Origin of the sequence: Synechococcus sp. HK01-R (genome assembly GCF_014217855.1) — a bacterium.
GTDB lineage: Bacteria > Cyanobacteriota > Cyanobacteriia > PCC-6307 > Cyanobiaceae > Synechococcus_C.
The window spans coordinates 221,764-239,355 of record NZ_CP059059.1 but is presented as its reverse complement, the minus strand read 5'-3'; the positions used below and the strand labels follow the sequence as shown (position 1 = coordinate 239,355).

The window sequence follows — 17,592 nt, the reverse complement described above, 5'->3', positions numbered from 1 at the left end:
CGGGGCTCCACCCAGGTGGGGCCAATGGTCATCTTGCCTCAGCGGCCGTATCCCGTTGAAGGGTGAGCCGCTCCTGCAGCACCTCCACAACGCTGTCGGGCACCTGGCAACGCAGGGCTTTTTGCAGTCGTTTGCGGCGGCGTGCCTCTTCCAAACAGGCCTCCTGGGGGCAGAGGTAGGCGGATCGGCCCATCCCTGCGTCCAAGAGAACCCCATCCTGATGGTCGCGTACCACGCGCCAGAGCTGGCGACGATCGAGCAACTGGCGACAGGCGACACACCGTCGCAGGATGGGGCGATCGATGTTCACCGGGCTCCGTCCTCTTCGCTCACGGCCTGGGCGTCGTCGACGCCATCGACTTGGGCAACCTCTTCATAGGAGGCATCGGGGTCGTTGTCCTCATCATCCTCAGGCAGGGGATACAGCTCGCGCAGGCGTGCATCCTCGGCAGCTCGGGCTGCCTGTTCAGCGGCGAGGCGCTCTTCGGCTTCGCGCTGGAGGGCTTCCTCTTCTTCCCGTTGGGAGATCAGTTCAGACACAACCGCATCCTCTGCCGCCTGGTCGTATTCGGTGGAGTTCTTGATGTCGATCTTCCAACCCGTCAGACGCGCCGCCAGACGGACGTTCTGGCCTTCGCGCCCGATGGCAAGACTCAGCTGATCCGGGGGAACCAACACGTGCGCATGCTGTCCTTCAGGATCCACCAGTCGCACCACTTCAACCCGAGCAGGGCTGAGGGAATTGGCGATGTACTGGCTGGGGTCAGCTGACCAGCGGATCACATCGATCTTTTCGCCGCGCAGTTCGTTGACCACCTGCTGAATCCTGGAGCCTCGGGCACCGATGCAGGCGCCGACGGGATCCACTTCCCTTTCGATGCTGTCAACGGCGACCTTCGTGCGCGGGCCAACGGAACGGGATGGGGGGTTGGCTTCTCTGGCCACCGCCACGATCCGCACCGATCCCTCCTGGATCTCAGGAACCTCGTTCTCAAAGAGGTAAACGACGAGTCCGGCGTTGGCGCGGCTCACGAACAACTGGGGACCACGACGGGGTACTTCACTGACTTCCTTCAGGAAGACCTTGAAGGTGGCATTGGCTCGATAGTTGTCGTTGGGCAGCTGGTCCCTGCGGGGTAACTCAGCTTCAACCTCCGGTCGGCCTAGGCCCGAGCTCACGGCCATGATCACCGACTGACGCTCGAAGCGAATCACTCGGGCGGTGAGGACGGGATCCTCCAGATCAGCGAATTCCTCCTGGATCATGCGCCGTTGCTGATCTCGGAGTTTCTGGGCAAGAACCTGCTTTGTGGTGGCTGCCGCCATGCGACCGAAGTCTTCCTTCTCAGGGGTGACATCGAGGACAACGGTGTCGCCCACCTGGGCGTCGTCGGCCACCTGCATCACTTCGGCAAGGGCGATCTGGTGGTCTTCGCTTTCCACCTCTTCGACAATGATCTTGCTGGCTAGCACCCGGTAGCCCTCCTCCTCAAGGTCGAGGGCAACATCGAAGTTGCTGAAGTACTCCTCATCGAAGGGGTCTTCACTGATGCCCAGGTAGAGGGTGCGTCGATAGCGCTCGTAGCCTTTCAGCAAAGCTTCACGCAGGGCCGCTTCCACCACCTGAGGGGGGAGTTTTTTCTCCTCGCTGATGTCATCGATCAGGTTGGTAAGGCCAGGGAGAAGGACGAGAGCCATCGGGGGATTTCGAGAAGAAAAAAAGAGCGAGCGAGTGGGGTGGAGGGGATTCAGCCGGTGGGGCTGATGAGTTGAACGGAGATCACAGAGGGTCTGGAAATCCGTTTGATGCGTCCCCGCACATTCACCTGCACGTGGTCGTCGTTGCGTTCGAGCAAGGAGCCTTGTTGCCGTTGCTCCCTGCCTTCGTCATCGCGATAGAGGACTTCAACCGGGTAGCTGCGGAACGTCTGGAAGTCCCGATCGCTCTGGAGCTGATCCCCGATGCCAGGGCTGCTGATCTCCAGAACATACGCCTCGGTGAGCAGAGCCTGCGACTCAAGTGCTTCTCCCATGGGTCCACTGAAGCCTGCGCAGTCATCCAGTGAGACGTCAGAACCATCTCCGCGACGAATCTGTACCTGCACCGTCATGGGTTGCAGGTGGGTGAGGATCTGAATGTCTGCTAGCTCAAAACCGTGTGCTGCAGCTGTGCTTGCAGCAACGGCAGTGATGTCCGGCAGGAGTGGATGGGGCAAGGGCTCGGCGAGAGGGTGACTCGGGCTCAGGCCCGATGGTTGATGCTGTGATCACCCTCCCGGAGAGAGGTACTCACCAGGCCTGTGTCAAATGTAGGCGATGGTGGTTCACAGAGCCGAAGTGCAGCCGAGAGGCAGCGTTCAGTTGCAACCCTGCACAGAGATTCGGTAGCTGAAGCCGGTGGCTCCTGGATCATTGTTAGCGCCGATTCTGAAATTCACCTGACTCACGGCCTTGCCGGACGGCACTGCGAATGGACCGAACTGGGCACCGGTGCCCGTGGGGGGCTTCATGGATTGCTGCACCACCCGAAGGTTGCTTCCGTCTGTGAATTTCAGATAGGCCTCGATTGGATAGGCACCCGGATTGCCATCGGTGGAATCTGCCGTGAAGAAGAGCTTGAAGCTTCGGTAAGGCCGGTTGACGACGAAATCAGTGTTCCAGTTCGTGCGTCCGACGGCCTTTCCTACCAAGCCTTTGGGGCGTTCGACCTGTTTCTTGACGATGTGGGGCTGAGGACCGTTGCCATTGCCCCCGACCGGCATCAGGAAGGAACATCCGGCATGGGCTTGGGGAGCCATCGAGAGCGCGCTGGAGATCGCGGTGCAGCAGAGAATGGCAGTGGTCCGTCCTGTCTGGATCGGCATGGTCTCTCTTGGGTTGTGGGGAGTGGAGCGAGTGCGTCAGGGGCTGGTGGCACTCTCAAGCTCCAGCCGCTCCAGCACCACGTTTACGGGAATCTGACTGGAGAAGCGGCAGGAACAAGTTTCGCTGGCATCGAGAGTGCCGTGTTCCCAATACTTATTGCTTCCATTGCCGCCACCGCAGAAGCCGTAGTAGTCACAGGTTTTCAGGCAGCGACTCATGCCTGAGCGCATGTCGGCAAGCAATCGCTGGAAGGTGCTTGATGAGGCGGCAGCCTCCAATGACACCTCACGGATGTTGCCCAGATTGAACAGTCCGTAGCGCTCAGTTTCGACGGAGAGCAGTTCCGGATCGAAGGTGGAGAAGTTGCCTTGGGCGTCAACGCTGAGAATGGCGTAGGGACGATTCATCTCGTTCTGAAGCAGGCGTTGCTCCCCCTGGATCATCCCTAGAACTTGATCGAATTCCCTCAAGTGGATTGGGAAACCATCGCGACGATTGCAGTCCCAGAAGTGGCTCAGAAAGGATCGATATTGCTTTTCGCGACTTTGCCCCTGCATGGATGACTGGGTATGCACGCCCTCCTGCTCCTCTACGTTGAAGCCGATGTGGTGAATGCCCTGATCACGGAAGAACCGGTAGACCCGTTCTGGATCCTCCATGGCAGCACTGGTGATCACTGCGATGGCGTGAATGGGAATCTCATGCGTTTGCAGTGTCTTAATTCCCTTCATCGTCAGGGCATGAGATCCCCGCTGGTTGCGGAAGCGACGGTGGGCGTCGTGAATGTCTTCGGGCCCGTCGACACTCACGCCCACCACGATCTGATTACGCCGAAAACAATCACACCAGTCGGCATTGATCAGCGTGGCATTGGTTTGAACGTGCTGCTCAATCACCACACCCTGGGCTTGGAGATCAGCGGTGTGACGCCGGAGGATCGCCGTGGCCTCGTCGTAGTAACCGGTGGGAAGGGTGAGAGGCTCCCCCGCATGCCAGAGGATGGACAACTGGGGGCCCCAGAAGGGACTCTCATAAATCCGGTCGAGCAGGGTCGGCAGCAACTCGAGGTCAAAAATCTTCCGTTTTTGCCGGTCCGGTAGGTAGCAGTAACTGCAGTCCAGGTTGCACAGAGAGGTGGCCTGGATCACCAACAGCCCGATCGGGCCGAATTCTGCGTTGTTCACCAGTTCGCGAAACCACCGCGGTAGCCATTGGCGAAACCGCCGCCACCGCCATTGGCAAAGCCACGTCCGCCGTTCCCCCAGCCGCCACCACCTCCGTTACCCCAAGCACGACCGCCGTTGCCCCAGGCACGACCACCACCGTTGCCCCAGGCACGGGCGAGGTCCGGGTGCTGTGGAGCTGCTTCATCGAGTGCCTGCCAGGCCGCCTGTCGGATCCATTCGATCCGTTGCTCGAGCTGAAGGCTCCGGTCTGGGTCGACGTGGACGCTGGCATGGCTGGCTTGCTGCATGACGCCCGCCGCGCTGAGCAGGGTCACGAGGCTGAGGAGGGTGGTTTTTTTCATGGGTCCTGGATCGATCGGGGTGGGTCGGCGGTGGGAAGGCGTTAGTTGTTAGGGGTGATCTCGGCGACCGTGGCCAGCACGATCCTGAAGAAAGTGCTGATCTGCTCGTCTTTGAGACCAATGCTGCTGCCAGGACCCACCCAGCGGTTGATTTCCTTGCGCACGTCGGTGTCGTTGTTGATGTAGGCCTGCAGAAGCCGGCCGATGGCAAGGTTGCTCACGTTGAGGAGGTGAGGGGTGGCATCGGTGACCACGCAGCCCACGCTCGCTCGGCCATAGGGGAGGGCTGGAACCAAATTGCTATCAGGGGCCGTAGTTTTCTGGTTGGCGCGTAGCCAGAGCGTGTCGCCACCCAACACGCTCACCTTGTCGCTCTTCAGCGCTTCTAGAGCCTCTGAGGGAGTGTCGAAAGCCTGAAGGGAGGCGTCATCCACGGAGTTGGCCAGGATCGAGGCCGCAACGCTGTCCTTCACAACGCCGATGGTCTGACCCTTGAGGCTGTCGGGTGTGCCATCGATGCCGGCCGGTGCCAGCACGCGGATGCCGCTGGTGGCGAAGGGGAGGGTGTAGTTAAGAGTCTTCTGGCGCTCCCAGGAGAAACCCACACCGCAGGCGATATCGGCTTCACCATTGCGAATCTTGTTGAGGCCCTCGTCCACCGAGCTGGCCGTCATCGTTTCCAAGCTCACGTTGTCGACCTTGGTCTCAGCGGCCGTTTTGAGTTGGTCGCGGATCGCCTCCAGCACAACGAAGGAGAGGCCGTCATCACCAGTCTCGGTGGTGGTGACAAAAGGAAGCTGCTGGCCGATGACCACAGCCCGTAGCTTGCCGGTAGAGAACACAGTCTCAGACGCACCCGCTCCGTTTGTTGAGGAGTCAGGGGAAGACGACGGCGACTTCTGACAGGCCAGCAAGCCGAACGAGGCGAGAAGCATCAGGCCAGTGGCGGTGGCCCGGCGGGAGTGCTTCATCGGAAAGAGTGCGCGTTACCGCACGTCTAGGCAGGCTCGCTGGCGGTGTCCACCGCATCGTGCCGGGGTGTGCACGAATCGGATCAGGTCTGATTTCCTCCCAGATCGATGCTCGATAGATCCTCGTAGCGATCCCCAGGTTTTTCATCGCCTCGCAGGGTTGGGACCTGGTTGATGCAGCGCGCCTTCTGCTCCCCGGTGGTCAGGTATTGGCACACCCTGGCCCACAGCTTGCTCCGGGTTCCGCCGGGGCCGCGACTGAAGAGCACTTGGTCGGGCAGACCGGGCTGGCAATCGATCTCAACCTGGCAGAGCTCACAGCGAAGACGCTGGCTTGAGGGGACCGTCATCGTGGATCGGGCGGTGAGAGAGGCAAGTTAAGGCCGGATTGCGCTTGGTAGGGTCCCGAAATCCCCCGCGATCGCCCTGCTGTTGTGACGACGCTTCCTTTTGACTCGCAGATTCCGCTGATTGGGCTGGGCAGTGCGCTGCTGATTTGGTTCGCTCTTGATCTGATCGCTCGCCGGTTCGGTTCAGGGTCTTTGCGTCGCCATCTGCTGCTCGCCAGTCGACTGAGCGTGTGCATGAGCTTGGCGCTTGCCTCCTTGGGCTGGTGGATCGGCGAGCTTCTTGATCCCCAGGTCATTGATCTGCCCCGGGATGGCCTTGGTAGCCGCTCCTTCTTTGTCGAGATAGCTGTTGTGGGGTTCTCCTGGACCCTTCTGCGCTGGAAGGGAGTGATCGAGGCGCACCCCGATCGCTACGGCGAACGTTTGCTGCCCGGTTTGGAGAAGAAGGACCGCACGTTCTTGCTCGACGTGATTGGCAAGCTCCTGCTTGGCCTAGCGCTGCTTGTCCTCGTGCTGCAGGTGATGCGTCTACTGGGTATCTCTGCCGCCGTGCTGATTACTGCCGGTGGCTTCGGCGCGGCGGCCGTTGGTTTTGGCGCCCAGAGTATTGTCTCGAATTCACTCAGTGGCCTGAGCTTGTATGTCAATAGGCCATTCGTTGTGGGTGATTACATTGATATTCCTTCGGAAAATCTCTCGGGAACTGTCGAAAAGATTAGCTGGTTTTATACGCGCCTTCGTTCGGTGGATCGCCAGCCTCTTTTTGTGCCCAATGCGATTTTTAGTGCCAAGCCGGTGATCAACATCAGCGAAATTGATAATCGCCGGGTCTGGATTGAATTCGGGCTTAACTACGCCAATCGCGCGCTGATTCCTGAGCTCACTTCCGCAATGGAAAGCTGGCTGCGTGGGCACCCCGATGTCGATGCAAGCCGCACTCTTGCCGTCAATTTCATCGGCTATGGAGATTCCAGCCTGAATCTCAGGCTTGTTTGTCATGCCCGTGGCGCCACCTTGATGGATGCCTGGGCTCTTCAGGAAAAGGTTCTTCTGGAAATTGGGGCTGCTGTCGATCGATGTGGAGCGTCGATGCCTTTCCCAACGCGAACGTTGTTGCAGGGATGAGGCTGTCGCCCGCCAACAATTGGATGGCGCCAGATTTCAGAGCCTGCAGCGCATCGCTTGGGGTTGCATAGCTCTTGAACGTCGCTTGATTGATGTTTTCAGCCAGCACGTTGGCGGCAACGCTGTCGGCAATGACGCCGATCGTCTTGCCCTGGAGGTTCTTGGGAGTGCCGTCATTCCCTTTCGGCGCCAGCAGCCTGATCCCGCTGGAGGCAAAAGGAAGGGTGAAGTCGAAGTTCTTTTGTCGCTCCCAGGAGAAATTCACCCCACAGGCGATGTCGGCTTTCCCTGAGCGGATCATCTCCAAACCCGACGCCATAGTCGGAGCAACGATGGGAACGATGCTGACTTGCTTCGCACCCTTGACTCCTTCGGCATTGAGCTGGTCGCGTATGGCCTCCAGCACGACGAAACTGAGGCCGTCAAATCCTTGATCGGCTTTGCGCACCATCGGCAGCTCCGTCCCGATCACCACCGCTCGCAGTTGCCCGCTTTCGGAGACAAGATCAGGGGTTGCTGGCGGATTGCCCGTTGTCTGTTCAGCAGGTTTCTGACAGGCCAGCAAGAAGGTGCTGCAGACGGCGAGTAAGGCCAGCCGCGCATGCCGAATGGATCCCATGGAACCCACATCGTGGAGATCACCCATAGATCTAGTCAGCGGGGAGAGATTCGTCGATGCTCTGGGATGCCCCTAGCGTGGGAGCCGCCGTCGCCTTCGCGCGTTAATGGGTCGCTTCCGGCTGTGCGCAGTTGCTCTGCTGATCTGTTTCTGCAGCCTGATCGGCGCCCTTCCGGTGCAGGCCTCACTCAGCTCTGGCAAGGCCTCTCACAGCTTTGTTGCTGATGTGGTGCATCGGGTTGCCCCATCCGTGGTGCGGATCGACACCGAGCGTCTGGTGCAGCGGCAGCCTTATGACCCCACGCTGATTGACCCTCTGCTGCGGGACCTGCTGGGGCAACCGGGCCTGGGTGCAGAACGCGAGAGGGGGCAGGGATCGGGAGTGGTGATCGATGCGGAAGGTTTGGTGCTCACCAATGCCCATGTCGTGGAGCGGGTTGATGAGGTGACTGTGACCCTGGCAGATGGCGAACAGCGTGATGGCCAGGTGATCGGGACCGATCCGATCACAGATCTCGCCTTGGTGCGTCTCGGGAGTGGGGAGCGGCCATCCGCTGCACCCCTGGGTGACTCCGAAGCATTGGAAGTGGGGGACTGGGCGATTGCCCTCGGTACGCCCTATGGCCTCGAGCGCACGGTCACCCTCGGCATCGTCAGCAGCCTCCATCGCAACATCAACACCCTCGGTTTCTCTGACAAGCGTTTGGATCTGATCCAGACCGATGCCGCGATCAATCCTGGAAACTCCGGCGGTCCGCTGGTGAATGCCGCTGGAGAAGTGATCGGCATCAATACTCTTGTGCGCTCGGGGCCTGGGGCTGGTCTCGGCTTTGCCATTCCGATCAATCTGGCCCGTCGGGTCGCGGAGCAGCTGCTGGCCACAGGGGAGGTGGTGCATCCCTATTTAGGGCTCCAGCTGGTGCCTCTCACCCCAAGGATCGCAAGGGATCACAACCGCGATCCCAATGCCTTGCTTCAACTGCCCGAGCACTCCGGAGCTCTTGTACAGACCGTGTTGCCAGATAGCCCGGCTGACCAAGCGGGGCTTCGGCGTGGCGATCTCGTGATTTCCGCTGCTGGCCTCCCGGTGGATGGTCCTCAGGCGCTGTTGCAGGAAGTGGATCGTGCTGAGATCGGGGCGCCACTGCCCCTCGAGGTGCTGCGCAGTGGTCAGACTCTGCGCCTGTCTGTCAAGCCGGCCCCCCTTCCTGGTCTCGGCTGAAACCCTTGCTACGGTCTCGCCAGTCTTTGACCAACGACAGTGGATCTTCAGACCCAGATGAAGCAGGCTGTGGCTGCTGCTGCCACAGAGCAGATCCAGAGCGGCATGGTGGTCGGGCTCGGGTCAGGCTCCACGGCAGCCCTGATGATCCAGGCCCTTGGTGCCAAGTTGAAGCAAGGTGAACTCACGGAGATCGTCGGGGTGACCACCTCGTTTCAAGGGGAGGTTCTGGCGGCAGAACTTGGGATCCCTCTGCAAAGCCTGAATGCTGTGGATCGCATCGATCTGGCCATCGATGGGGCTGATGAAGTCGATCCTTCCTTTCAGCTGATCAAGGGAGGCGGAGCCTGCCATGTGCAGGAAAAGCTGGTGGCTGTTCGCGCCGACCGGTTCGTGGTGGTGGTTGATTCCACCAAGCTGGTGGACACCCTGAACCTCGGCTTTTTGTTGCCTGTGGAGGTGCTCCCAGGCGCCTGGCGCCAGGTCAAAGCACAGCTGTCCGAGATGGGGGGAGAGGCTGAACTGCGGATGGCAGTGAAGAAGGCCGGTCCAGTGGTCACCGATCAGGGAAACCTGGTGCTGGATGTGAAATTTGAAGGTGGCGTCAGCGATCCTGCTGGCCTCGAGCAGGCCATCAACAATCTTCCTGGGGTGTTGGAGAACGGCCTGTTCGTGAACATCACCGATCAAGTGCTGGTTGGTGAGATCAGTGACGGTGTGGCCGGTGTACGAGATCTCGTCAGGCGTTGAGCCGCACCGACACCGAGTTGGCATGGCTGTGCAGCCCCTCGCTGCGGGCCAATTCCATGACGGCTCCGCCGGTGGCTTCCAGGGCTGCCCTGTTGAAGGCGATCAGGGAGGTATGGCGCATAAAGGTTTCGACACTCAGGGCCCCACTGAAACGAGCTGTTCCACAGGTGGGCAGGGTGTGGTTCGGGCCTGCGAGGTAATCGCCGACCGCCTCCGGTGACCATGAGCCAATAAAGATCGCCCCTGCCGTGCGGATGCGATCCGCCAGGGCCTCGGGGCGCTCCACCAGCAACTCCAGATGTTCGGGTGCGAAGCGATCACTGAGGCGGGCACAGCTTTCCAGGCTGTCGCAGACCACAACAAGTCCCCAGTTCGTCAGGGATTGCCTGCAGATGCTCTCGCGGGGGTGATCGCAGAGCTGACGTTCCAGTTCGGCCGGTAATGCAGCTGCGAGGGCTGGCTCCGTCGTGAGCAGCACGGAGGCAGCCAGCGGGTCATGCTCGGCCTGGGCCAGCAGGTCGGCAGCGACGTGGGCGACTGCGGCTGTGTGGTCTGCGATGACCAGCACCTCGCTGGGACCGGCGAGGGAATCGATTCCCACCTGCCCAACCACCGCTTTTTTGGCCAGGGTCACATAAAGATTTCCTGGCCCTGTAATGACATCGACCTGTGGAATCGTTTCGGTGCCGAAGGCAAGGGCGGCAATCGCCTGGGCACCACCCACCCGGTAAACCTCTTGAATTCCTGCGATGTGGGCAGCGGCCAAGACCGTTGGATTGACGCAACCATCCCGGCCGGCGGGAGTGACCATCACGACACGTTCCACCCCGGCAGTGCGTGCAGGCACCGCATTCATCAACACAGTGCTTGGGTAAGCAGCGCGTCCACCTGGGACATAGAGCCCCGCCCGGTGTACGGGGCGCCATCGACGTCCGAGACGCTCACCATGGACCCCCTCAAAGTCGAGGTCCTGGGGTTTCTGACGGGAGTGAAAATCCTGAATGCGGCGATGGGCCAAGTCCAGAGCGTCCCGGAGATCGGCCGGTGTTCGCTTCCAGGCCTCTTCAAGCAGCGCTGGATCCAGCTGAATGGGCTCGGGCTTGAAACCGTCTAATTCCTCGGTCAGTTCGATCAAAGCCTGGTCGCCGTCTCGTCGCACGCGCGTCAGGATCCCGTCGACAGTGGCCTGTGCTTGCTGCTGCGCATCACCGCCGGTTCGCCCTGCGATCTGATCCAGCAAGGCAGCGGCCTGATCCGCGTCATGGAGGCAGCGAAGGTGGATCTTGGCCTTGGAGGGAACCTCACGGTTCGGCTGGGTCATCGGCGGGGGCTCTGAGGCAATGGCATCTGATCAAGCTAGAACCCGCTGCTCCCGTCCGAAGGATGAAGTGCGGGAGAACTCCTGTGGGCTAAGGTTGAAGATTGTCGAACCCGATCCGCCTCAGTGGCCAATAACAAGTCGTCAAAAAAGCGCGTTGAGATTGCCGAGCGCAATCGTCTGCAGAACAAGTCGTACAAGTCGGCACTGCGCACCCTGATGAAGCGTTGCTTCACTGCCTGTTCGGCCTATGCCGAGAAGCCCGGCGACGATGCCAAGGCCACCGTTCACTCCAGCATGAATGCTGCTTTCAGCAAGATTGACAAGGCTGTGAAGCGTGGTGTTCTGCATCGCAACAACGGCGCCCACCAGAAGTCCCGGCTGACCGCGGCTGTGAAAAAGGCGATTGAGCCGGCAGCCACCGCCAGCTGAGCATCGCTCCAAGGTTCAACTCTGCAAAATGGACCGGAAGGCGCGTTTCCGGTCCTTGTGTCCACTCTTTCGCTGATCGACAGTCACTGTCACATCGTGTTCCGCAATTTCGACGCGGATCTCGACGAGGTGTCACAGCGCTGGCGAGAGGCCGGGGTGGTGGCTCTGCTTCATGCTTGCGTCGAGCCTTCTGAAATCCCGGCGATCCGGGCCCTTGCCGATCGCTTCCCGGAGATGCGTTATTCGGTGGGTGTGCATCCACTGGATACGGAGCACTGGACGTCTGACACCGCGGCATTGTTGCGTCGCGCTGCTCTTGATGATCCCCGAGTGGTGGCCATCGGTGAACTCGGTCTCGATTTGTACCGCGATAAGAATCTCGATGAGCAGTTGGCGGTGCTGAGGCCCCAGCTTGATCTGGCGGTTGAGCTTGACCGCCCGGTGATCATTCACTGCCGCGATGCCGCTGAGCCGATGCTGCGTGAGCTGCAGGAGCGTCAAGCTCGTGGTGCTTGCCCGAGGGGGGTCATGCACTGCTGGGGTGGTACCCCTGAAGAGATGGAGGCGTTTTTGGCGCTTGGCTTCTACATCAGCTTCAGTGGCACGGTGACGTTCCCCAAGGCTGAGGTCACTCACGCCTGTGCTCGACAGGTGCCGGACAATCGATTTCTGGTTGAGACTGATTGTCCGTTTCTTGCCCCTGTGCCCAGGCGAGGCAAGCGCAACGAACCTGCCTTTGTGGCTGCGGTGGCTCAACGGGTCGCTGAATTGCGTGGGCAGACCGTGGAGGAGGTGGCTGAGCGCAGTACCGCCAATGCCCGTCAATTGTTCGCTCTGCCCTGAAACCAGCGCTTTCGGGCGAAGGCGGAGTAGAAGTGTAAGATGTTTTATTGGCCTGGCCAATGCGCAGATTCTGCGCAGCGGCTCCCGAAGCGTCCACTCCCTTCCGGTGCATTGACGACGTCCGCCGTTCGTTCCCGAGATCTCTGAGACCCCTTCAGCGGTGCCTTCTCCCCGTGGCGAGGAGGTGCCGCAGCCTTGTGGTGATCAAAGATCGTGGAATTCAGCGGCTGACCTTCAGGCCTTTTGTCCCTCCATCCTTCTGCAGGTCTCCGCATGAGCAGCAGCGCGATTCAGGTCGCCAAGACCGCCACCTACCTGCCCGATCTGGTGGAGGTGCAGCGTGCCAGCTTTAAGTGGTTCCTGGACAAAGGTCTGATCGAGGAGCTGGAAAGCTTTTCTCCGATCACGGATTACACCGGCAAGCTTGAGCTGCACTTCGTCGGTAGCGAGTACCGACTCAAGCGCCCTCGCCACGATGTGGAAGAGGCCAAGCGCCGTGATGCGACCTTCGCTTCACAGATGTATGTCACCTGCCGGTTGGTCAACAAAGAGACCGGTGAAATCAAGGAGCAGGAGGTTTTCATCGGGGAGCTGCCCCTGATGACCGAGCGCGGCACTTTCATCATCAATGGTGCCGAGCGCGTGATTGTGAACCAGATCGTGCGCAGCCCCGGCGTCTATTTCAAAGATGAAATGGATAAGAACGGGCGTCGCACCTACAACGCCAGCGTGATTCCTAATCGTGGCGCCTGGCTGAAGTTCGAGACCGATAAGAACGACCTGCTGCATGTCCGGGTCGATAAAACCCGCAAGATCAACGCGCACGTCCTGATGCGTGCCATGGGTCTTTCGGATAACGATGTGATCGATAAGCTCCGTCATCCGGAGTACTACAAGAAGTCGATTGAGGCCGCCAACGACGAAGGGATTAGCTCGGAGGATCAGGCTCTGCTTGAGCTTTATAAGAAGCTTCGCCCCGGTGAGCCCCCCTCGGTCAGTGGTGGTCAGCAGCTGCTGCAGACCCGCTTTTTCGATCCCAAGCGCTACGACCTCGGTCGCGTCGGTCGCTACAAAATCAATAAAAAGCTCCGCCTCACGATTCCCGATGCGGTCCGCACCCTCACCCACGAGGACGTGCTCTCCACCATCGATTACCTCATCAACCTCGAGCTCGATGTCGGCGGGGCCAGCCTTGATGACATCGACCACCTGGGCAATCGCCGCGTGCGCTCGGTTGGAGAACTCCTGCAAAACCAGGTGCGTGTGGGCCTGAACCGCCTCGAACGGATCATCAAGGAGAGGATGACTGTCGGAGAGACCGACTCCCTCACTCCTGCCCAGCTGGTCAATCCCAAGCCCCTGGTGGCGGCGATCAAGGAGTTCTTCGGCTCCAGCCAGCTGAGCCAGTTCATGGATCAGACCAATCCCCTCGCTGAGCTCACCCACAAGCGCCGGATCTCGGCCCTGGGCCCAGGCGGTCTGACCCGTGAGCGCGCCGGCTTCGCCGTGCGTGATATCCATCCCTCTCACTACGGCCGTCTCTGCCCGATTGAGACACCGGAAGGTCCCAACGCCGGTTTGATCAATTCCCTGGCCACCCACGCTCGGGTGAATGAGTACGGGTTCATCGAGACCCCCTTCTGGAAGGTTGAGAACGGCGTGGTTCTCAAGCAGGGAGATCCCATCTATCTCTCCGCTGATCTGGAGGACGAGTGTCGTGTCGCCCCTGGTGACGTGGCCACCGATTCAGACGGTCGCATCCTCGCCGATCTGATCCCAGTGCGTTACCGCCAGGACTTTGAGAAAGTCCCCCCGGAGCAGGTCGACTACGTGCAGCTTTCACCTGTCCAGGTGATTTCTGTGGCCACCTCCCTGATCCCCTTCCTGGAGCATGACGACGCCAACCGTGCCCTGATGGGCTCGAATATGCAGCGGCAGGCCGTGCCTCTGCTCCGACCCGAGCGCCCCCTTGTGGGAACCGGTTTGGAAACCCAGGTGGCACGCGACTCCGGCATGGTGCCGATCTCCCGGGTCAACGGCACGGTCACCTTCGTCGATGCCACCGCGATTGTCGTGCGCGACGAGGAGGGAACGGATCACACCCATTTCCTGCAGAAGTATCAGCGTTCCAACCAGGACACCTGCCTCAATCAGCGACCGATCGTGCGTCAGGGTGATCCCGTCATCGTCGGTCAGGTGCTGGCTGATGGCTCTGCCTGTGAGGGCGGCGAGATCGCGCTCGGCCAGAACGTGCTGATCGCCTACATGCCCTGGGAGGGTTACAACTACGAGGACGCGATTCTTGTGAGTGAGCGTCTGGTCAATGACGACCTCTACACCTCGGTGCACATCGAGAAGTACGAGATCGAAGCACGCCAGACCAAGCTCGGCCCTGAAGAGATCACCCGCGAGATTCCCAATGTTGCTGAGGAAAGCCTCGGCAACCTTGACGAGATGGGCATCATTCGCATCGGCGCCTTTGTGGAGAGCGGCGACATCCTGGTGGGCAAGGTGACTCCAAAAGGTGAGTCAGATCAGCCGCCGGAAGAGAAGCTGCTGCGTGCGATCTTCGGTGAGAAGGCTCGCGACGTTCGCGATAACTCCCTGCGCGTTCCCAGCACTGAGCGCGGCCGCGTCGTGGATGTTCGTATCTATACCCGTGAGCAGGGGGATGAGCTGCCCCCGGGCGCCAACATGGTGGTGCGGGTGTATGTGGCGCAGCGTCGCAAGATCCAGGTCGGCGACAAGATGGCTGGCCGCCATGGCAACAAGGGCATCATCAGCCGCATCCTTCCTCGGGAGGACATGCCCTACTTGCCCGATGGCACTCCGGTGGACATCGTGCTCAACCCCCTGGGTGTGCCGAGCCGCATGAATGTCGGACAGGTGTTTGAGCTCTTGATGGGTTGGGCCGCCTCCAATCTCGACTGTCGGGTCAAGGTGGTTCCCTTCGATGAGATGTATGGAGCTGAGAAATCTCAGCAGACCGTGGAGGCCTTCCTGAAGGAGGCTGCGAGCCAGCCCGGCAAAGACTGGATTTACAACCCGGATGATCCCGGCAAGCTGCTGCTCCGTGATGGACGCACCGGTGAACCCTTTGACCAGCCTGTTGCAGTGGGCTATTCCCACTTCCTGAAGCTCGTTCACTTGGTGGACGACAAGATCCACGCTCGCTCGACGGGTCCTTACTCCCTGGTGACCCAGCAGCCCCTTGGTGGTAAGGCCCAGCAAGGTGGTCAGCGTCTGGGTGAGATGGAGGTGTGGGCACTCGAGGCCTATGGCGCCGCCTACACCCTGCAGGAACTGCTCACGGTTAAATCCGATGACATGCAGGGCCGCAATGAGGCGCTCAACGCCATCGTCAAGGGCAAGCCGATCCCCCGTCCTGGTACCCCGGAATCCTTCAAGGTGCTGATGCGCGAACTTCAGTCCCTCGGACTGGACATCGCGGTCTTCACCGATGAAGGCAAGGAAGTGGATCTGATGCAGGACGTGAATCCCCGCCGGAGCACGCCCAGTAGGCCCACCTATGAATCCCTCGGCGTCGCGGATTACGACGAGGACTGACGGACCGAACGATCGAACCGACAGACCCCCTCTCTTCCCTTAACCGTCAATGACCAACAGCAACCTCCGCACCGAGAACCACTTCGATTACGTCAAGATCACGCTCGCATCCCCCGATCGGGTGATGGAGTGGGGTCAGCGCACCTTGCCTAATGGACAGGTGGTGGGTGAGGTCACCAAGCCTGAAACCATCAACTACCGCACGCTGAAGCCCGAGATGGACGGGCTGTTTTGCGAAAAGATCTTTGGACCGTCCAAGGACTGGGAGTGCCACTGCGGCAAGTACAAGCGGGTGCGCCACCGCGGCATCGTTTGTGAACGCTGCGGCGTTGAGGTGACCGAGAGCCGGGTGCGTCGTCACCGCATGGGCTTCATCAAGCTGGCTGCTCCGGTGTCCCACGTTTGGTACCTGAAGGGCATCCCGAGCTATGTGGCCATCCTTCTCGACATGCCCCTGCGGGATGTGGAGCAGATCGTCTACTTCAACTGCTATGTGGTGCTCGATCCGGGTGATCACAAGGACCTCAAGTACAAGCAGCTGCTGACCGAGGACGAGTGGCTGGAGATCGAAGATGAGATCTACGCCGAGGATTCTGAGATTGAGAACGAGCCCGTTGTGGGCATCGGTGCTGAGGCTCTCAAGCAGCTGCTCGAAGACCTGGAGCTTGAGGCCGTCGCTGAGCAGCTACGCGAGGAAATCGCCGGCAGCAAAGGCCAGAAGCGGGCCAAGCTGATCAAGCGCCTGCGGGTGATCGACAATTTCATCGCCACCAACGCCCGTCCGGAGTGGATGGTGCTGGATGTGATCCCTGTGATCCCGCCAGATCTGCGACCCATGGTGCAGTTGGATGGTGGCCGTTTCGCCACCTCTGACCTCAACGACCTTTACCGCCGTGTGATCAACCGGAACAACCGGTTGGCGCGTCTTCAGGAAATCCTCGCCCCCGAAATCATCGTCCGCAACGAAAAGCGGATGCTCCAGGAGGCGGTCGATGCCTTGATCGACAACGGTCGCAGGGGCCGCACCGTGGTTGGTGCGAATAACCGACCGCTGAAGTCCCTCAGCGACATCATCGAAGGCAAGCAAGGTCGCTTCCGTCAGAACCTCCTTGGTAAGCGCGTCGACTATTCAGGTCGTTCCGTGATCGTGGTCGGTCCGAAGCTGAAGATGCACCAGTGCGGTTTGCCTAAGGAGATGGCAATCGAGCTGTTCCAGCCCTTCGTCATCCATCGCCTGATCCGCCAGAACATCGTCAACAACATCAAGGCGGCCAAGAAGCTGATCCAGCGTGCAGACGATGAGGTGATGCAGGTCTTGCAGGAGGTGATTGAGGGGCACCCGATCCTGCTCAACCGAGCGCCCACCCTGCACCGACTCGGCATCCAGGCTTTCGAGCCGAAGCTTGTTGATGGCCGTGCCATTCAGTTGCACCCGCTCGTTTGTCCGGCCTTCAACGCTGACTTCGACGGTGACCAGATGGCTGTGCACGTGCCTTTGGCCATTGAGGCTCAGACTGAGGCGCGCATGCTGATGCTTGCCAGCAACAACATCCTGTCTCCTGCTACGGGCGAGCCGATCATCACGCCGTCCCAGGACATGGTGCTTGGCGCCTACTACCTGACGGCACTACAGCCCGATCAAAAGCCTGTGGAGTTTGGTGATCGCTCCCGCACCTTCGCGGGCCTCGAGGATGTGATTCATGCCTTCGAAGACAAGCGCATCGGTCTGCACGACTGGGTTTGGGTTCGCTTCAGCGGTGAAGTTGAAGACGACGAAGAGCGTGATGAACCCTTGAAGAGTGAGACCCTCAGCGATGGAACCCGCTTTGAGCAGTGGAGTTTCCGGCGCGACCGTTTCGATGAGGACGGTGCCCTGATCAGTCGCTACATCCTCACAACCGTCGGACGCGTGGTCATGAACCACACGATCATCGACGCGGTGGCGGCCACCTGACGCCTTTTTTCGCAACGACTTTTCCCCGATTCACGAACCGAGCGCTGT

At 60.2% G+C, this 17,592-nt stretch carries 16 protein-coding genes and 1 pseudogene; 7 read left to right on the top strand and 10 right to left on the bottom strand.

The window, feature by feature from the left end:
* Positions 1-28: 28 nt before the first annotated feature.
* From H0O21_RS01325 to H0O21_RS01290, 8 genes are all read right to left on the bottom strand, one after another.
* On the bottom strand, positions 29-310 hold the full coding sequence (locus tag H0O21_RS01325) for a YlxR family protein (protein WP_131456745.1): 282 nt from the start codon (positions 308-310) through the stop codon (positions 29-31).
* Complete coding sequence (gene nusA / locus H0O21_RS01320) at positions 307-1,698, bottom strand: transcription termination factor NusA (RefSeq protein WP_185190130.1); 1,392 nt, start codon at positions 1,696-1,698, stop codon at positions 307-309. Before nusA ends, H0O21_RS01325 begins: the two co-directional genes overlap by 4 nt.
* 50 nt (positions 1,699-1,748) lie before the next feature.
* Complete coding sequence (gene rimP / locus H0O21_RS01315; protein ID WP_131456749.1) at positions 1,749-2,216, bottom strand: ribosome maturation factor RimP; 468 nt, start codon at positions 2,214-2,216, stop codon at positions 1,749-1,751.
* Between the two features lie 141 nt (positions 2,217-2,357).
* The gene (locus H0O21_RS01310; protein ID WP_185190805.1) at positions 2,358-2,798 is read right to left on the bottom strand and encodes a hypothetical protein; all 441 of its coding nucleotides are present in this window, start codon (positions 2,796-2,798) and stop codon (positions 2,358-2,360) included.
* A 102-nt stretch (positions 2,799-2,900) separates the two neighbouring features.
* Positions 2,901-4,049 (bottom strand): cyclophane-forming radical SAM/SPASM peptide maturase GrrM/OscB, encoded by a 1,149-nt coding sequence (gene grrM, locus H0O21_RS01305; protein ID WP_185190129.1) that lies wholly within the window; start codon positions 4,047-4,049, stop codon positions 2,901-2,903.
* Positions 4,046-4,393: a GrrA/OscA1 family cyclophane-containing rSAM-modified RiPP gene (grrA, locus tag H0O21_RS01300; protein ID WP_185190128.1), complete on the bottom strand. Its 348-nt coding sequence runs from the start codon at positions 4,391-4,393 to the stop codon at positions 4,046-4,048. The genes grrM and grrA overlap by 4 nt, the downstream gene beginning before the upstream one ends.
* 41 nt (positions 4,394-4,434) lie before the next feature.
* Positions 4,435-5,364, bottom strand: coding sequence for an extracellular substrate binding-like orphan protein GrrP (gene grrP, locus H0O21_RS01295; protein WP_185190127.1), 930 nt, complete (start codon positions 5,362-5,364; stop codon positions 4,435-4,437).
* An 83-nt stretch (positions 5,365-5,447) separates the two neighbouring features.
* Positions 5,448-5,714 carry a hypothetical protein gene (locus H0O21_RS01290; RefSeq protein WP_185190126.1) on the bottom strand — a complete coding sequence of 89 codons (267 nt, stop codon included), beginning with the start codon at positions 5,712-5,714 and terminating at the stop codon, positions 5,448-5,450.
* A 255-nt stretch (positions 5,715-5,969) separates the two neighbouring features.
* Here H0O21_RS01290 and H0O21_RS13290 point away from each other — a divergent pair, with 255 nt between their 5' ends.
* Positions 5,970-6,839, top strand: coding sequence for a mechanosensitive ion channel family protein (locus H0O21_RS13290; protein ID WP_255441068.1), 870 nt, complete (start codon positions 5,970-5,972; stop codon positions 6,837-6,839).
* Positions 6,840-6,882: 43 nt separating this feature from the next.
* Here the strand turns inward: H0O21_RS13290 and H0O21_RS13285 are convergent.
* Positions 6,883-7,290, bottom strand: a pseudogene (locus H0O21_RS13285) (transporter substrate-binding domain-containing protein); the annotation flags it as partial.
* A 274-nt stretch (positions 7,291-7,564) separates the two neighbouring features.
* On the opposite strand from H0O21_RS13285, the gene H0O21_RS01280 reads away from it, so the two are divergent.
* Both H0O21_RS01280 and rpiA read left to right on the top strand, forming a co-directional pair.
* On the top strand, positions 7,565-8,680 hold the full coding sequence (locus H0O21_RS01280) for a trypsin-like peptidase domain-containing protein (RefSeq protein WP_131456762.1): 1,116 nt from the start codon (positions 7,565-7,567) through the stop codon (positions 8,678-8,680).
* A 57-nt stretch (positions 8,681-8,737) separates the two neighbouring features.
* Positions 8,738-9,430: a ribose 5-phosphate isomerase A gene (gene rpiA, locus H0O21_RS01275; RefSeq protein WP_185190124.1), complete on the top strand. Its 693-nt coding sequence runs from the start codon at positions 8,738-8,740 to the stop codon at positions 9,428-9,430.
* On the opposite strand, the gene hisD is transcribed toward rpiA, so the two are convergent.
* Positions 9,420-10,751 (bottom strand): histidinol dehydrogenase, encoded by a 1,332-nt coding sequence (gene hisD, locus H0O21_RS01270; RefSeq protein ID WP_185190123.1) that lies wholly within the window; start codon positions 10,749-10,751, stop codon positions 9,420-9,422. The two genes, rpiA and hisD, sit on opposite strands and share 11 nt — an antisense overlap.
* 123 nt (positions 10,752-10,874) lie before the next feature.
* Here hisD and rpsT point away from each other — a divergent pair, with 123 nt between their 5' ends.
* The 4 genes from rpsT (at position 10,875) to H0O21_RS01250 (ending at position 17,544) form a co-directional block, all read left to right on the top strand.
* Entirely contained in the window at positions 10,875-11,180 is a 306-nt protein-coding gene (rpsT, locus tag H0O21_RS01265) for a 30S ribosomal protein S20 (RefSeq protein ID WP_185190122.1), read from the top strand.
* A gap of 57 nt (positions 11,181-11,237) precedes the next feature.
* On the top strand, positions 11,238-12,023 hold the full coding sequence (locus H0O21_RS01260; protein ID WP_185190121.1) for a TatD family hydrolase: 786 nt from the start codon (positions 11,238-11,240) through the stop codon (positions 12,021-12,023).
* 273 nt (positions 12,024-12,296) lie between these two features.
* Entirely contained in the window at positions 12,297-15,590 is a 3,294-nt protein-coding gene (rpoB, locus tag H0O21_RS01255; protein ID WP_131595095.1) for a DNA-directed RNA polymerase subunit beta, read from the top strand.
* A 49-nt stretch (positions 15,591-15,639) separates the two neighbouring features.
* Positions 15,640-17,544, top strand: a complete 1,905-nt coding sequence (locus H0O21_RS01250) for a DNA-directed RNA polymerase subunit gamma (protein WP_131456772.1) — start codon at positions 15,640-15,642, stop codon at positions 17,542-17,544.
* Positions 17,545-17,592 lie beyond the last annotated feature (48 nt).

Excerpts from the sequence above, each read along its gene's own strand:
- rpoB (WP_131595095.1), top strand. The coding sequence starts at position 12,297 with ATGAGCAGCAGCGCGATTCAGGTCGCCAAGACCGCCACCTACCTGCCC.
- rpiA (WP_185190124.1), top strand. The coding sequence starts at position 8,738 with ATGAAGCAGGCTGTGGCTGCTGCTGCCACAGAGCAGATCCAGAGCGGC.
- grrA (WP_185190128.1), bottom strand. The coding sequence starts at position 4,393 with ATGAAAAAAACCACCCTCCTCAGCCTCGTGACCCTGCTCAGCGCGGCG.
- H0O21_RS01280 (WP_131456762.1), top strand. The coding sequence starts at position 7,565 with ATGGGTCGCTTCCGGCTGTGCGCAGTTGCTCTGCTGATCTGTTTCTGC.
- H0O21_RS01290 (WP_185190126.1), bottom strand. The coding sequence starts at position 5,714 with ATGACGGTCCCCTCAAGCCAGCGTCTTCGCTGTGAGCTCTGCCAGGTT.
- nusA (WP_185190130.1), bottom strand. The coding sequence starts at position 1,698 with ATGGCTCTCGTCCTTCTCCCTGGCCTTACCAACCTGATCGATGACATC.
- grrP (WP_185190127.1), bottom strand. The coding sequence starts at position 5,364 with ATGAAGCACTCCCGCCGGGCCACCGCCACTGGCCTGATGCTTCTCGCC.
- hisD (WP_185190123.1), bottom strand. The coding sequence starts at position 10,751 with ATGACCCAGCCGAACCGTGAGGTTCCCTCCAAGGCCAAGATCCACCTT.
- H0O21_RS01250 (WP_131456772.1), top strand. The coding sequence starts at position 15,640 with ATGACCAACAGCAACCTCCGCACCGAGAACCACTTCGATTACGTCAAG.
- H0O21_RS01310 (WP_185190805.1), bottom strand. The coding sequence starts at position 2,798 with ATGGCTCCCCAAGCCCATGCCGGATGTTCCTTCCTGATGCCGGTCGGG.